This window comes from Paenibacillus sp. FSL H7-0323 (genome assembly GCF_038002725.1).
GTDB classification, from domain to species: Bacteria; Bacillota; Bacilli; order Paenibacillales; family Paenibacillaceae; genus Paenibacillus_AQ; species Paenibacillus_AQ odorifer.
On record NZ_JBBODB010000001.1, the window covers coordinates 229,182 to 244,772 of the forward strand.

Annotated in this window: 12 protein-coding genes; 7 read left to right on the forward strand and 5 right to left on the reverse strand. The window is 42.5% G+C overall.

What is annotated here, in order from left to right:
- Positions 1-85: 85 nt before the first annotated feature.
- The gene (locus tag MHH89_RS01155) at positions 86-550 is read left to right on the forward strand and encodes a DUF2269 family protein (protein WP_232061246.1); all 465 of its coding nucleotides are present in this window, start codon (positions 86-88) and stop codon (positions 548-550) included.
- On the opposite strand, the gene MHH89_RS01160 is transcribed toward MHH89_RS01155, so the two are convergent.
- The 5 genes from MHH89_RS01160 to MHH89_RS01180 form a co-directional block, all read right to left on the reverse strand.
- Entirely contained in the window at positions 522-1,682 is a 1,161-nt protein-coding gene (locus tag MHH89_RS01160) for a glycosyltransferase family 4 protein (protein WP_340034248.1), read from the reverse strand. The genes MHH89_RS01155 and MHH89_RS01160 overlap by 29 nt on opposite strands.
- Before the next feature lie 152 nt (positions 1,683-1,834).
- Positions 1,835-2,677: a sugar phosphate isomerase/epimerase family protein gene (locus MHH89_RS01165; protein WP_076301282.1), complete on the reverse strand. Its 843-nt coding sequence runs from the start codon at positions 2,675-2,677 to the stop codon at positions 1,835-1,837.
- Between the two features lie 17 nt (positions 2,678-2,694).
- Complete coding sequence (locus tag MHH89_RS01170) at positions 2,695-3,795, reverse strand: mandelate racemase/muconate lactonizing enzyme family protein (protein ID WP_340034249.1); 1,101 nt, start codon at positions 3,793-3,795, stop codon at positions 2,695-2,697.
- Between the two features lie 13 nt (positions 3,796-3,808).
- Positions 3,809-5,263 (reverse strand): GDSL-type esterase/lipase family protein, encoded by a 1,455-nt coding sequence (locus MHH89_RS01175; protein ID WP_341086098.1) that lies wholly within the window; start codon positions 5,261-5,263, stop codon positions 3,809-3,811.
- 111 nt (positions 5,264-5,374) lie between these two features.
- Complete coding sequence (locus MHH89_RS01180; RefSeq protein WP_076218529.1) at positions 5,375-7,720, reverse strand: helix-turn-helix domain-containing protein; 2,346 nt, start codon at positions 7,718-7,720, stop codon at positions 5,375-5,377.
- Positions 7,721-7,900: 180 nt separating this feature from the next.
- On the opposite strand from MHH89_RS01180, the gene MHH89_RS01185 reads away from it, so the two are divergent.
- From MHH89_RS01185 to MHH89_RS01210, 6 genes are all read left to right on the forward strand, one after another.
- Positions 7,901-9,418 (forward strand): extracellular solute-binding protein, encoded by a 1,518-nt coding sequence (locus MHH89_RS01185; RefSeq protein ID WP_341086100.1) that lies wholly within the window; start codon positions 7,901-7,903, stop codon positions 9,416-9,418.
- Between the two features lie 188 nt (positions 9,419-9,606).
- The gene (locus MHH89_RS01190; protein ID WP_076191234.1) at positions 9,607-11,163 is read left to right on the forward strand and encodes an extracellular solute-binding protein; all 1,557 of its coding nucleotides are present in this window, start codon (positions 9,607-9,609) and stop codon (positions 11,161-11,163) included.
- 133 nt (positions 11,164-11,296) lie between these two features.
- A complete protein-coding gene (locus MHH89_RS01195) occupies positions 11,297-12,271 on the forward strand; it encodes an ABC transporter permease (RefSeq protein ID WP_036679252.1) in 975 nt (324 codons plus the stop codon).
- 21 nt (positions 12,272-12,292) lie between these two features.
- Positions 12,293-13,168: a carbohydrate ABC transporter permease gene (locus MHH89_RS01200; protein WP_036679255.1), complete on the forward strand. Its 876-nt coding sequence runs from the start codon at positions 12,293-12,295 to the stop codon at positions 13,166-13,168.
- A gap of 40 nt (positions 13,169-13,208) precedes the next feature.
- The gene (locus MHH89_RS01205; RefSeq protein ID WP_076124980.1) at positions 13,209-14,312 is read left to right on the forward strand and encodes a glycoside hydrolase family 88/105 protein; all 1,104 of its coding nucleotides are present in this window, start codon (positions 13,209-13,211) and stop codon (positions 14,310-14,312) included.
- A 150-nt stretch (positions 14,313-14,462) separates the two neighbouring features.
- Entirely contained in the window at positions 14,463-15,584 is a 1,122-nt protein-coding gene (locus MHH89_RS01210; protein WP_076124981.1) for a glycoside hydrolase family 88/105 protein, read from the forward strand.
- Positions 15,585-15,591 lie beyond the last annotated feature (7 nt).

Genomic DNA, 15,591 nt, shown 5'->3' on the forward strand with positions numbered 1-15,591 from the left:
CTAAGATTTAAAGGATTCTGCAAGACTAATTCTCCTATCAGCCTCATATGAATCTAAACAACGAATGATAGGGGGGATTGTAAATATGGATTTGACGCATATGATCTCAAAGCTTGTGGTAGTTATACATGTTATAGCATCCATAGTGGGAATTGGACCAGCTTTTGTGCTGCCAATACTGACAAGCTCAGCCAAGACAGGCAGTCAGCTTCGTTTTGTATTTGGTCTTATGAAGAAAATAAACAGATTCCCTAAGACAGGTGGGATCACCCTGATCGTTACAGGTATTTTGTTAATGATCATAGATAAAATGGGCTTGTCGGTGTTGTGGTTAAATCTGTCGTTATTATTTTTTATCGTGATCGAAGTGATTATTATTGGAATGGTTGAGCCCCGATTGAAAAAGCTAACCCAGCTCGTAATGACCAGCGAAGGGGAAGAAATTCCTGATGGTTACACTACCGCTATGAACAAGATCGCTCCGCTAGAAGCGGCAGTTCATGTACTTACTATCGTCATTATTATATTAATGGTAGTAAAGCCGGTATAAGATCATAACGCCTATTCTCAATGATCTCTTCATAATCGCGGATGAGTCCATCAAAAATATTCTCCCAAGAGCGGCCGAGTGCCAGCTGTCGACCTTCATGCCCCATAGCAGCTAGCTTTTGAGGGTGCTCTACATATGCACAAATCTCACGAATAAAAGCATCCGGGCAGCGGGGCTCGACAATTACTCCTGTGCGGCCGGGTGTGACCAGATCCTTCACCCCACCTTCATTTACTGCGAGGACAGGCAGTCCTGAGGCCATAGCCTCTAAGACAACATTACCGAAGGTTTCTGTACTGGAAGGGAAGATGAACAGATCTGCGGAGGCATATAATTGGGCAAGCTCGTCACCATGTTTATAGCCTGTAAACGTGACATTATGCGGCGCCTGTGCCCGCATTTCCGGCAGAAGGGGACCGTCTCCAACGACCAGCCAATGAACCTGAGATTGCGTAGATTCGGGCAATTGCTGCATGGCGAGAGCAAGCGTCTGTATATCTTTTTCAGGGGCGATTCTTCCCACATATAGAAGCAGTAACGGTGCGGTAATTCCGTAGCGCTCACGGACCTCATGGCTGCGTTTTTTGGGGGTATACTGCTGGCAGTCGATGCCTCTGGACCATAGCTTCAGGCGATGAAAGCCTTGAGCTTGGAGGGAATCGAGGGTTTCGTAGGATGGTGCAAAGGTGGCATCACAGGAGCGGTGAAACCACTTCATGTATTTCCAATAGAGCGGAGCGATTTTTTTCATCCGGTAATATTCAAGATAGCGGTCAAAATGGGTATGATAGGAGGCGACATGGGGCAGATCATGTTTGCGCGCATAACGAAGGCCGCAGAGACCGATATTGAACGGAGTTGCCATATGAAGCAGATCGGGACGAAAAGCTTTCAGCTCTGATTGGATAGAGGACATATTGGGCAGTGCGAGTCTACATTCAGGGTATAAGAAAAAGGGGATGCTGGTAATGGGACGTATGGGATCGGCATAACTGTCTTCAGGAGCAGATTTTGGTGAGAAAAGCAGATGTTCAATACCGCGCTCTTTCAAATGGGTGGTTAATCGTTGAAGCGTACGTGAAACTCCGTTGGTTTGCGGAAGAAATGTGTCCGTGAATAAAGCAAGACGCATGGAACCCCTCCCAGGTACTCTTGATGCCCTGATCATAACAGGCGATTATTTGATGGAGGTCAAACGGATGTTAAACAGAATATAAAAATCCACTGCACCAGGTAAGATAAAGAGGTGTGCAGTGGATTTATTAGTTTTAATGGGATGAAGCCCTACAAGGATTCGTATATCTGTTGCAAAAAGGTAATGCTTTCTCCTAAATGTGACTCAGGAGTGCTTTCCAGGATTCCTTGAATATGAGGACGTTCATATTTCATATAACGAAGGATCGGCTCAAACTCTAGCCACCCTTGACCTACAGGGACTATTTTTATGGCTCCTTCTTGGACGATAAAGTCTTTTAAATGAATGACAGCAATTCGATTTCCTAGAAGCTTCAAAGCCTCCGTAATAATAGCTTCTTGATGCAAGTAATTTGTAGGCGACATTAGATTTGCGCAATCCAATATGACCTGAAGATTGTTAGAAGGGACTTCATCCAGAAGTCGGCGGGTTAAGGGCGCGGTGTACAGCGGATGATGAAGTCCTGCTTCGATTCCTACCGTCACACCAAAACGTTCGGCCTCCGCCACCATGGCCTTAACTGATGCCACCACCTCTTGGAAGGCTTCTTCTGTAAAATTATCTGTGGTATACCCAAGTCCCACACTTCCGGTTTCCGTACCTACCAGACTAGCGCCGAAATCCCGGGCCAAGCGCAGATGGGTATTAAATGCGGCTAACGCTTGCGCCCGTTTGTGAGGATCGGTGTCTACAATATTTACATAGCAGCCCAGAACCGCAATCTGAATACCTGCCTGTCTAAAGGCATTGCCATAATAGCTGGCTGTTCCAGGGCTTATAGCCGTCAGGCTAGGGGCACTATCAGGAAAAGATTTCTTAAGTGCGAACTGGATATGAGTGAAATGATAGGACTTAATCTTCTCAATTAACTCTTGCAATGGAACTTGTGTGAAATCATGTGCTCGAACACCTAGTTGAAGGGGAATGCTCATATGATCGATCGCTCCTATTAGTATTGTTGTTTGTGAGGTGCTAATTTGTCCCAGTCAAAGGTAACACCAGTGCCCGTTACTTCTGGCGCAACTGCCATCCCATTGTCTTTATTAATCACTAGCGGACGTGTAGTGTATTGATCGATAGGGAAGCTATGCATTTCGAGATAACCTGCATTTGGCATAGCTGCTAACAAACTAACGTGCAATTCCTGCATTCCATGTGTGGAAACGGAAAGGTTATAGGCTTGTGTTAAGTGAGCTACCTTTAACCAGCCCGTTATCCCGCCTATATTGGAAGCATCAGGTTGAGGAAAATCAACATGACCATATTGCAGCATGTGATGGAATTCGGTTAATGTGCGCAAGTTCTCTCCGCCTGCAACGGCCATTCCTGTTTCTTCAGCAATCCGTGCATAGCCGACATAATCTTCCGGAATCGTTGGTTCTTCTAAAAAGAGAATGTCGTATTTCAAAAATTCACGTGCGGCTTTTATCGCTTTTTCCACACTCCAGCTCATATTGGCATCGACCATAAAGGCTACATCCGGGCCGACCAATTGGCGTACCGCAGCCACTCGTTCCACATCTTCAGCTAATGTTTTTTGGCCTAGTTTAATTTTGACAGCCTGGAGGCCCATATCTAAGTATTTTTGATTGTTGCGCAGGAGCTTTTCTAATGGGAAGTTTAAATCAATCGCTCCACCATAACATTTGACCTCATTGCTTGCGCCACCCAGAAGTTTGTAGAGAGGTTCATCTGCTTTCTTTGCACGTAAATCCCATAACGCAATGTCACATGCCGCAATGGCGAAGCTAGCCAAGCCCCCGCGAGCAACATAATGTATTCCCCAGTTCATCTGCTCCCAGATACTTTCCACACAGCTGGCGTCTTTGCCAACTAAGATATGTGTTAATTCATTAGCAATTAGTGAGCAGATCGCTTTGCCGCCAAATCCGCCAGTATAGGTATAACCTACACCTTCACGACCGTCATCCGTTCTAATTTTGACAATGGGAACTTCAAAATGAGTATGCAAGCCATGTTTAGCATCCTCCATGATTTCTGGCAAAGGGATACGATAGTACTCCGTAATAACTTCTTTAATTAGAGACATCTTTGATCACTCCTTATAAAAGTTGTTGTAAGTTTGATAGAGATGAGGCTGTATTTTGTTTAAGAGCTTGAACCACAAGTTTAGCAATTTCCCGGGCACCTTCATCTGAGAAATGAGTATCATCCGTAACCCCATTTGGGTAATTGGGATGTGTTTTCGCTGGCAAATGCATGAATAACTTCTTGGATTCCTCTTCGCCTAATGAACGATAGAGCACTTGCGAGGCTGGGAAAATATCAAGTAGCGGAGTGTGCGTTTCTTCAGCCACTTGTCTCATTACCTCGGGATAAGCACCTACAGCAAACGGGTCCAGCTCTCCATCGGCGTTAAAGCGGCGGCGACTTACAGAGGTTAACAGAACCGGAGTCCCCCCTAGCTGCCTAGCAGCATCTATATATTGAATGAGATTATGGCGATATTCGGTTTCAGGATCGGTGTAACGTAATGGATCATCTTTTTTCTCATCGTTATGTCCAAATTGAATAAACAGGTAGTCGCCGGGTTGGAAGTCTTTTCTGATAGCATCGAGGCGGCCGTCTGTTATGAACGATTTGGTGCTTCGACCATTAATTGCACGATTCTGGATTTGAATAGAAGTCCGAAAATAACTTTGCAGGTATTCTCCCCAGCCGGTCATAGGTTTTTCTCCAGCGCCTTTAATGGCCGCAGTGGAATCGCCTGCAATAAATAGTTGTTGTCTCATAAGGTCTTCTTCTCCTTTAACGTATTGGCGTTCCCTTAACCATTTCTCAGCAAGGGAAAGCCATTGCTGGCAATGAGGGTGTTCTTTTGCAAGCCCTAAACCATGCCGCCCTTCTTCAAAGATATGTAATTCAAAAGGAATTCCCTGATTAGACAGGGCAGAGGCGAACAACAGACTATTCTCCACGGGAACGCTGGCATCGTTCGCTGTTGTCCAGATAAAGGTTGGAGGTGTGAGTGAATCCACCTGGGCTTCTGAGGAAAAGGAGTCAAGCTCCGCTTGTGATGGGTCGTCTCCAAGAAAATGTAGCCGGCTTCCCTTGTGCGAATGGGGCTCTTGGAAAGTGATTACAGGGTAACCTAATAGAAGAAGGTTTGGTTTCTCTGCTCTAGTGGTAGAAAAGATGGAAGCTAAGTGTCCTCCTGCCGAGAATCCAATCATCCCTACTTTGTCTGAGATCAAATTCCAAGCTTTGGGTGCTTCCCTAATCCATTTGAGAGCTTCCTCAACATCATTTAACAAAGAAGAGACGTTGAAATCTCCGACCTGATAATCTAGTACACCTGCATGAATACCTAGACTGTTTAGCCATTGAGCCACAGGTTCTCCTTCATGTTTGGCTAAGTGCTGATAACCTCCACCAGGCAATACCAATATAAAAGGACGGGGGTGATCCGTCTCAAGCGGATAGAGGGTGAGTAGTGAGGTTTCCTGAGAAATCGCATCTTGTTCTACACGGTTAGTATTTAGACGAAAGTTCAACATTGCGTTCAAATTCCTCCCTAAATGGTTATATGCACACGTTAACATATTTTCCGAAAAAAAGAGAGACTCTTTTTTTTTTAGATTCGGCCTTGAACGATTATTTTGTGATTTTTACATAGATTCGTCAAATGTTGGTTTGGATTTAGCGCCTGTATTGTTATCCCGGTACTGTCCAGGGGTCATCCCTTCCTGTTTACGGAAAGATCGAATGAAATTCTGAGAATTGTTGTATCTTAATTTGGCTGCGATATCTTTGATCGGCATATCGGTTTCCTGCAGCCATTTTTTTGCCATTTTAAATCGGTACATCGTTAAATATTCGCTGAAATAGTATTGGGTCTCCTTACGGAAGACACTGCTGATATAGTTGGCGTTGTAATGCAGTCGAGAAGCGCATTCTTCCAAGGTTAGATCCGTATCATATTCATGTTGGATCAGATCAATGATTTTCTCAGAGATGTTTTGGTATTGGGCATTTTGCCTGCTGATAAAAATTTTGATCATCGGGTAAATGACCATGCTCCAGAACCAATCCTCAATCTCAGCCACGGTATGAAGGTCATGTAATTCCTCAAAAATAGAGCCATTAGCATGATAGATCTGATTTAAGCTAATGCCCGATTCCTGCATCATAATGAGCAAGTTATTGAGTAAGCGGGTCAACGGGATTTGATATTCCTGTGGTGAAAGCTCAAGGGCAAAGATAGATTTAAAAAGCAAATGAATCAGTTCCTTGGCTTTATCCGTTTCAGCCAGCTTGATCGCATCCATTAGATCGTTTTCTTTATGCGTAGGGTAGTTCAAGTTCAGATAATGTTTGCCGGAGTTAATGTTCTCATATTGAATAATAACGCCTTTGCCAAGCTTAATGCGATGCTTCAGTGCTTCAAGACCTTCTCTGTAGGCGATGGCTAGTTTATCGAAGGCGTTGAAGGGCAGGCTCAGCCCAATACTCACCTGCACCTTTAGATAATTATTTATTTCTTGCTGCAGCTTCTCCGTTAACGAATACAGTGTCTTATGAAAAGACTGGGTATCGCAGTCTGGACTGCCCAATAATACGACTACCGCATGGTCCATGATCACTGGAGCCAGCCGTTGTTCAGGACAGATTAACTCTTCGATCATATTGTGGGCAGCGAACAATAAGAGGCTGAGATCTTTTTTCTCATAGCTGGAATCCTCGGCATAATCAATAGACAACGTAATTACTGCCATGGTTTTCCATTCTTCAAGCTGGGTTTGGTAACCGAATTGCCCTAATTCTTCGAGTAAATCACGTTTCTTAACATTGCCGTGGAAGGCATTGATCAGAAAAAACGTACGAACCTGCTGAAAGTGTTGCCGGACTTCTTTTTCCAGCTGTGATTTGGATTGGAACAAAGAATGAACTTGTTCTCCTATAATCTGAAATTCATTGCGATGTCTCGATTTAATATCCGGTTTGCGTTGGCCCATCTGATTAAGCAGTCTTTCGATAGGGGTGTACATACGCCTGGAGCCGATCCAGGCCAGAAGAATGGAGAACAAGAGCATAAAGGTACACACGATTATCGTAAACATACCAATTTTATTGGACTCCTTCGTCAAGCTTTCCATGGAAGTAACCGATAGATAAACCCAGCCATTTAACTGAGAACGCATGAAAGTGACGGAGTAATTCTTTTTGTTGATCACAGTCTTGAACTGTCCGGATTGTTTAGAAGGATCAGAGATTAAAGGGACTTCTTTAAATCCGCCTTGCTCTTTAGGTTTTCCGATTAAGCTGGTATCCGGGTGGAGCAGGAAACGGCCAGCTTGATCCAGAACGATAATGTCATCGAGTGGCTGCACATCTGAATTAATGAAATCCTGAAGACTGCAGACCGGAATATTAGCTAGGGCAAGCCCATATTTTTGCAGCTTATTGGTGGGAAGCTTTTTGATAAGACTGATGCTGTAATTGCAGCCAGTGACGTTAATGCTCTCCTCGCTATAAAATAAGGACGATGGATTCAAAATCCATGAAGTATCGTCAGCTATATTCATTAGATTAGAGAGTTGCGCGTGGTTTTTGTATTCATTCAGACGGTAGACGCCTGAATTTTTGATCATCCAGTTCTGCTGCTGATTGAGCAGGATGACATCCTCAAGTTTCGTATCGAAGGATTGCATATTGCGGATTTCGTTTCTTAAATCATTATATAAAATGAAATCGGTTTCATTTAAAGGGTTATTTAGTGCTTTTTTTAATACACTAGAGTTGATCACTTGGTTTAATGTTTGATTGACAGTTGTTAACTTATGTTCTACATTTGAGGTGATTTGTAATATAAGTTCCATTTTACTGTTGTTTACGTTCTTTTGGATCTCATTAGATGATGTGAAATAGGAAAAAGAACCGATGAATATCACCGGCAACGTGCTAATTACAAAGGCAAAAATCGTTAATTTACTTAAAAAGCTTAATGGTCTCACGGGACTCAGCACCTTTACTTATGTAGAAGTAGACACTTGTTCTTAGTGTATGAAACCTGGTGGAAAATAACAATAATCATCTCGTTCTGCAATAATCATTAACCCTAATTATGACTACAAAATGGAAAATCTTCAAGCTGTAGGGTGAAAATCCTTACAATACCTTAGGAGGCTGTAGAAATGTTTAGACAATTTTTGTGTAGAAGGGCAACGTTATGTTGCTGCTTATTCTTCATGCTTGTTTTCCCTATGTTAAGCGCTTGCAGTGATGGAAAGTCAGCTGGTTCTGTACTGCAAGAAGCTCGCCCGAGCATCTCCATCTTGGCACCCCTTCATTTTCCACAGCAGCCTTCAAAAAAGATTATGGCTGAGATTGAAAGATTAACAGGGGTGGAGCTTGATATCACGTGGGTGCCTGAGGGTGTTTATACCGATAAAATGAATACAGCGTTGACCACTAATTCCTTGGGAAAAGTCACCTTTGTGAAGTTCTCAGACTATAATCTGGTGAAAAACGCCATCCGTTCTGAAGCATTTTGGGAGATCGGCCCATATCTTCAGGAGTTCCCCAATCTTAAAGCACTGGACCCCGCTATTCTTAAGCAGACCGCTGTTGATGGTAAGATCTACGGCCTGTATACAGAACGCCCTTCCTCCAGACAGGGTGTCATAATACGTAAGGATTGGCTGGACACTCTTCATTTAAGCAATCCACAGACCTTAGATGACCTATATGAAGTAATGAGGCAATTTACATATAACGATCCGGATCAGAATGGCAAACAAGATACCCTTGGATTAGTCGATCGTAATGATCTTGTTTATGGTGTATTTAAGACACTAAGCTCTTATTTTGGCACACCAAATAATTGGAAGCTAGAGAATCATCAATTTGTTCCGGAATTCGTAACAGCGGAGTATATGAACACAATGAATTTTATGAAGAAATTATATGATGAAAAAATCATAAATCAGGACTTTGCTCTTACCAGTAAAGAGGTTCAACGCGATAAATTCATTAACGGTATCGCTGGTGTGTTTATTGGCAGCATGACTGATGTGCAGCGGTTGTCAATTGAAGCTCAAGCATACAATCCAAAGGCTGAACTTACGCTGATCAATCGTATCGAGGGGCCTGATGGATATAAAGTGTGGTCTATCCCCAATTACAACGGACTGTATCTCTTTTCCAAAAAGTCCATTGCCACAGAGAAGGAGCTTCGGCAGGTGCTTGGATTTTTTGATCGGACCATGGATAAAGATGTAGCCAATATAATGATGTATGGCTTTGAGGGGCGGCATTATAAGCTTGAAGGCGGAAAAATTATCCTTCCCGAGGAAACCTCACAACTGCGGGTACAGGAAGTGAATCCGCTATATGCTTTAATGATCGCGGACATTAGTAATAAAAACATTATGGAAGTGGCTCAGAAGGAGCAATTAACCTCTCTAGCAGATCAGTTGAGTAAAGATAATGAATTTTTTCTGGTTGATGACCCGACAGTTTCTCTGAGTTCATCTACTTTTGATGAGAAGAATATGGAGTTATCTACAATCATTGTGGATGCTACATATAACTATATATTAGGTAATATTACCGTCGAGGGATTCCAGCAAGAGGTTGAGAAATGGAGAGCTCGTGGAGGCAATCTTATTATTAAGGAATATGCTGAGGCTGAGTTTGGGACAGAAAAGTAAATAGGTTAAAAAGGTTTTGATCCACTGCGGATAATGCGGTGGATTTTTTTGTGCTGCGATATCCCGATAATCATTTGCTCAGATCCCTTTCAGAACGCGCCGTTATGGGGAAATGATTGTTTTCGTAACCTTGCCGACGATGTAACGTGGAACTCGTAACCAATACAAATTATGGAGGTCAAAATGGTATGAAGAAGAAATCCTTCACCATGTTGTTAACAGCACTGTTAACATTCAGCACATTATTAGCTGGATGCGGTGGTAACAACAATAACAAAGAAGAAGCAGCAGCCCCAACTACAAGTGCAGAGAACACTACGAAGGTGGAAGAGACTGAAGCACCTAAAGAGGAACCTACAGAAATCAAAATCATGCTTCCATTGAATACATCAGAGACTCCGCCTGATACGATTAAGAATGAACTTGAGAAATTGACCAACACGAAGCTGACTTATCAATTTTTTCCGGCTGATACTTATGAAGAAAAACTGAATTCATCTTTTGCAACGGGTTCATTGCCGCAAGTAACATATTTGAAGAATCAGACAACCTTCATTCAGATGAAAGAAGCGATAAAAGACGGACAATTCTGGGAAATCGGTCCACTATTAAGCGAATTTCCGAATTTGAGCAAATTGAAACCAGAAATTCTTAATAACACGAAAGTAGATGACAAGCTTTATACCCTATATATCGGGCGTCCACTTGCACGCCAAGGGATCATTTACCGCAAAGACTGGGCAGATAAATTAGGACTTGCTGCACCAGCTAATGTAGATGAATTATTTGAAATGGCTAAAGCCTTCACAGAACAAGATCCAGACGGTAATGGAAAGAAAGATACTACCGGTATTATTGACCGTAATGAGTTGACCTATGGAGCTTTCAAAACTGTTTCGTCTTGGTTCGGAACACCGAATACCTGGGGTGAGAAGGATGGAAAATTAGCGCCTGAATTTACCTTCGATGAATATTTCGACACAATGGATTTTTTCAAAAAAGCTCGTGATGGCGGATACATTAATCAAGATTTCGCTGCCACCAGTAAAACGGATGCAGTAAATATGTTTAAGGCTGGAAAGGGTGGACTCTATATTGGGGGCTCCATGCAAGATATTGATTCCCTCAATAAAGATACTATTAAGAATAACCCTGACGCTGTTTTGGATGCGCATAGTATGGTTGCAAGTCCAGATGGAAAATATGCTCAATGGATGATTCCAGGCTATAACAATGTTGTCTTGTTCCCGAAATCTGCTGTCAAGGATGAGGCAGAGCTGAAGAAGATTCTTGCTTTCTTTGATCAAATGATGACCCCAGAAGTAGCTAATTTGATGTATTGGGGAATTGAAGGTACTCACTATACCGTTGAAGACGGTAAAGCGAAAGCTACTGACGACAAAGAATTGATTGAACGTGAAGTAAAGGGATATAAGGACAGTGTTATCGGCGAAGCTGAAACCAATGGAATGTACGAGAACTATAACACGCTGCCAGGAAGAATTCATGCAGATCAATTGGTTCTTGAGAATGTCAAAGTTGGTGTAGCGGATCCAACAGCTGCTATGGATTCGGCTACCTATACAGAAAAAGGCGTAGAGCTTCAACAGATTATTACAGATGCAACCTATAAATATATTTATGGTCAGATTGACAAGGCTGGATTTGAGAAGGAAGTAGAGAACTGGAAGAGCCGTGGTGGAGATAAGATTATTGAAGAATACAACGCGTTATACAAAAAATAGTAACCCGTACTCGAATAGTTAAGCGACAAATTGTAGCTGAAAAGGTTGTTGATCTTGTTTCAACAACCTTTTCTATTCCTCACTGGGTTCAGAAATATCGTGTTTGAATAAAGAAGGAGAAAGGAAGAATATCATGCAGGAAGTCACCGCACAGCCCAGCTCAGCTCCTCAAATGAATCCTAAGCCTGAAATTTATAAAAGCAGCAGCGAACTGAAAAAGCGGCTGTGGAGAAATAAATGGCTCTACGTCATGCTAACTCCGGGAGTACTGTATTTTTTGATTTTTAAATATCTTCCAATGTACGGATTAATTATCTCATTTCAGGATTACAAACCCTATCAAGGGATCAACGGTAGTGACTGGGTAGGGATGAAGCATTTCAGCAGGTTGTTCACAGAGCCGGATTTCTTAAATATATTAGTGAACACACTTATTCTTTTCGGATTAAATATTCTTATCTATTTCCCGATGCCGATTATTCTTGCCCTGATGTTAAATGAACTTCAAGGCAGCTTTTTCAAAAGAACCTTTCAGACGATCTTCTATTTGCCCCATTTTCTGTCATTGGTTATCATCGTCTCCATTTCTTATGTAATGGTCACGATGGATGGAGGGATTATCAACGAGCTGCTTGTCTATTTTGGCTTTGAACCAATCAATTTCCTGCTTAATCCAGGGTGGTTCAGGCCCATGTATATTATTCAGGTGATTTGGAGAGAAGCAGGTTGGGGAACGATTATTTATCTAGCTTCCATAGCTGCGATTGACCCAGGGCTTTATGAAGCATCGCGTATGGACGGAGCTGGAAGACTTAGACAAGTCTGGCATATCACTCTTCCAGCGATTAGAGGCGTAATTATTACATTATTTATTCTGAAAATTGGTTCCGTTCTTGATCTTGGATTTGAACATGTATATCTGCTACTTAACTCCATGAATCGAGAAGTTGCGGAAATTATCGATACGTATGTATATACTGCTGGTTTGAGACAGGGGCAGTTTAGTTACAGTACAGCTATTGGATTCTTTAAATCGATTGTAGGCTTTGTAATGGTGATGATGGTGAATAAATTATCCAAGAAAATGGGAGAAGAAGGCGTTTATTGATATTTTGTGGGAGGAATCGAAATGGTAGAAGATAAAACAATCAGTGGTAGAATCTTTTCTGCTATAAACTTTACGCTGCTTGCGATCATTGCTTTAATTACTGTGCTTCCCCTTGTTCACGTTGTAGCAGGCTCTTTCACAACGAGTGCAGAACTAGCTTCTAGCAAATTTGTACTGATTCCAAAGGTATGGAGTCTGGAAGCGTACAAGTTCATCTTTTCGACGAATACAATATTTAAAGCCATGGGTGTTTCCATTGGTGTCACGGCAATTGGTTCTATTTTTAGTTTGTTTATAACTTCTTTGATGGCCTACGCTCTTACCAGAAAAGATCTGGATGGTCGTAAAGTGGTTAACTTCATGGTTGTGTTCACCATGCTTTTTCATGGTGGGATGATTCCAACGTTCCTCGTGGTGAAGGAATTAGGACTAATTGACACGTACGCCTCACTGATTCTACCGTCAGCGATTAGTGCCTTTAATATGATCATTTTGAGAAACTTTTTCCAAAATATACCTGAAGGTTTGGAGGAATCGGCCAAAATTGATGGTTGTAATGATTTTGGAATATTATTTCGGATTGTATTGCCACTATCCTTACCTGCGTTAGCGACGATCGGATTGTTCTATGCGGTAACGTATTGGAATACCTACATGAATGCGATTCTGTATTTGAATGATAGTGCGAAATGGCCAATACAGGTTCTGCTCAGACAAATTGTCGTCCTTGCCAGCGGTATGGATCACAGCGCTACACTGGATGCTGCTGTTCCACCGCCAGATCAATCAATTAAAATGGCTGTTATCGTTGTAGCTACCTTACCAATAGTTTGTGTGTATCCGTTCCTGCAAAAGCATTTTGCCAAAGGTGCCATGTTGGGTTCTATGAAGGGCTAGCAAGAAAGAGAGAGACTATACTTAGGGGAGGAGCTTCGAGATGACTGTACAGATACCTACAACGCCGATAGAGTGGGCAAAAAAAGCTTGCGATTCACTAATGGATACTTACAGGGCGGGAGAGCTTCCCCCCGCGCATCGATGGCACTATCATCAGGGTGTATTTCTGTGTGGCATGGAGCTTTTGTGGAATGCTTATCAAGAAGACCGTTATATCAACTATATTCAGGAATATGTAGATGATTTGGTGGATGAATACGGGAACTTTTATTTTGCACGTGATGAGCTGGATGCGGTTCAAGCAGGACAGCTACTATTCACTCTTTATGAACGGACAGGCAAACTAAAGTATCGTATTGCAGCAGAGAAGCTAAGGAATTTACTGCTCACACTAAATAAAACCTCTGAGGGCGGGTATTGGCACAAGGATAAGTACGCCAACCAAATGTGGTTGGATGGACTTTATATGGCAGGCGTATTCTCCTTGAAATATGCGAATGTCTACGATGAACCAAGCTTGCGTGAAACGGTCCTTCATCAGGAAATGTTAATGCGCAAGCATATGAAGGATGAGACAACGGGTTTGTTATACCATGCCTGGGATGAGAGCCGGCGGATGCCTTGGTCGAATCCGGAGACGGGTTGTTCACCGGAGTTCTGGAGCCGATCATTAGGATGGTATGGTCTCGCCTTATCGCAATTTCTGGATCTGTTACCTTCCCATGATTCAGCCCGGACAGAGCTTTCTACTACGCTGAGAGATTTTGTGGATGCACTTATTCGTTACCAAGATCAAAAAAGTGGACTTTGGTATCAAGTCGTAGATAAGGGGCATGAGCCAGATAATTGGCTGGAGACTTCAGGGTCATGTTTGTTCGTCTATACGATTGCCAAAGCCGTGAAGCATGGCGTTGTAAGTGATGTGACTATCGCTACAGCTGCCGCTAAAAAAGGATATGAAGGGTTAACCAAAGTAATCCAGTGGGATGAGCATAACCGATTAGTTCTGCCGGACATTTGTATCGGTACCTCAGCTGGAGATTACGAGAGTTACGTGACTCGGCCTAAGGTTAAAAATGATCTGCATGGTGTGGGCGCATTGGTGATGGCTTGTGTTGAAATACAGTCAATGCTTCAAGAGTGAATCGCTCCGTATCCTTACTAAACAATGACTTGATTCTCTGAGATTTCGGAGAATCAAGTCGTATTATTTTATGTGCAAAGAATCCTTAAATCGGCTGAACCTATTTTTAGTTTTTGAGCTCTTAAATTTATAAATATTTTGGGGGTTGGGATGAAGAAATCACAGTGGGCAATTCAAACGGCAGACTCTATTATGGCGCGGACACCGAAGCTTTATGAAGATAAAGGCTACAAAGGAAGCTGGACCTACGATTATGGCGTGGTATTGAACGGTTTTGAATGGCTTTGGAAGCAGACCGGTGATTCGAAGTATCTGCAGTTCATTCAAGATAATATGGACTACTTTATTCAGGAAGATGGCAGTGTCAAGGGCTACCACCTAGAGGAGTATAATATCGATCATATTAACAACGGAAAATTATTATTGACTCTATATAAAGAAACGAAGCAGGAAAAATACAAAAAAGCGGCTGCTTTACTTAGAAAGCAACTTGAGACCCATCCGCGAACCTCGGAAGGTGCTTTTTGGCATAAAAATATATATCCCTATCAGATTTGGTTAGATGGACTTTATATGGGCGCTCCTTTTTATTTAGCCTACTTGCTAGCTTTTGAAGAAGGGCAGGGACTTGAGGATGTAACCAAACAATTTATCTTGTGTGAGAAGCATACGAAAGATCCGGTAACAGGTCTGCTATATCATGCATGGGATGAACAGCGTATTCAACTTTGGTGCGACCCTGAAACAGGACTTTCGCCTAACTTTTGGGCCCGTTCACTTGGCTGGTATCTCATGGCTTTAGTTGATGTTCTGGAATTGCTGCCTAGTGAGCACTCAGATTATCCAGAGCTGGTACGAATACTAAATGATACCTTAACTGCGGTGAAGAAATATCAGGATAAGGAATCCGGGGTCTGGTATCAAGTGATGAATCTAGGGGAACGCAAAGGAAATTATCTTGAGGCCTCTGCTTCAAGTATGATCGTGTATGCCATGGCTAAAGGTATCCGATTAGGCGTGTTAAACGCTGGATGGTACGAAACATTAGATCTGGCTCAACAAGGACTTATCTCGGAGTTTGTACTAGAAACCAAAGAAGAATGGGTCAATTTAAATAAGAATTGCCAAGTAGCCGGATTAGGTGGAGTGGACCAACGTGACGGTACTTTCGCTTATTACATTAGCGAGCCTATTGTCACTAACGACCAAAAAGGTGTGGGTGCTTTCCTACAGGCTTGTGTGGAATATGAACAATTAAGAGGCTGGATCTGATATAGAA

Coding starts and splice junctions, on each gene's coding strand:
- MHH89_RS01155 (WP_232061246.1), top strand. CDS start 86: ATGGATTTGACGCATATGATCTCAAAGCTTGTGGTAGTTATACATGTT.
- MHH89_RS01160 (WP_340034248.1), bottom strand. CDS start 1,682: ATGCGTCTTGCTTTATTCACGGACACATTTCTTCCGCAAACCAACGGA.
- MHH89_RS01165 (WP_076301282.1), bottom strand. CDS start 2,677: ATGAGCATTCCCCTTCAACTAGGTGTTCGAGCACATGATTTCACACAA.
- MHH89_RS01170 (WP_340034249.1), bottom strand. CDS start 3,795: ATGTCTCTAATTAAAGAAGTTATTACGGAGTACTATCGTATCCCTTTG.
- MHH89_RS01175 (WP_341086098.1), bottom strand. CDS start 5,263: ATGTTGAACTTTCGTCTAAATACTAACCGTGTAGAACAAGATGCGATT.
- MHH89_RS01185 (WP_341086100.1), top strand. CDS start 7,901: ATGTTTAGACAATTTTTGTGTAGAAGGGCAACGTTATGTTGCTGCTTA.
- MHH89_RS01190 (WP_076191234.1), top strand. CDS start 9,607: ATGAAGAAGAAATCCTTCACCATGTTGTTAACAGCACTGTTAACATTC.
- MHH89_RS01195 (WP_036679252.1), top strand. CDS start 11,297: ATGCAGGAAGTCACCGCACAGCCCAGCTCAGCTCCTCAAATGAATCCT.
- MHH89_RS01200 (WP_036679255.1), top strand. CDS start 12,293: ATGGTAGAAGATAAAACAATCAGTGGTAGAATCTTTTCTGCTATAAAC.
- MHH89_RS01205 (WP_076124980.1), top strand. CDS start 13,209: ATGACTGTACAGATACCTACAACGCCGATAGAGTGGGCAAAAAAAGCT.
- MHH89_RS01210 (WP_076124981.1), top strand. CDS start 14,463: ATGAAGAAATCACAGTGGGCAATTCAAACGGCAGACTCTATTATGGCG.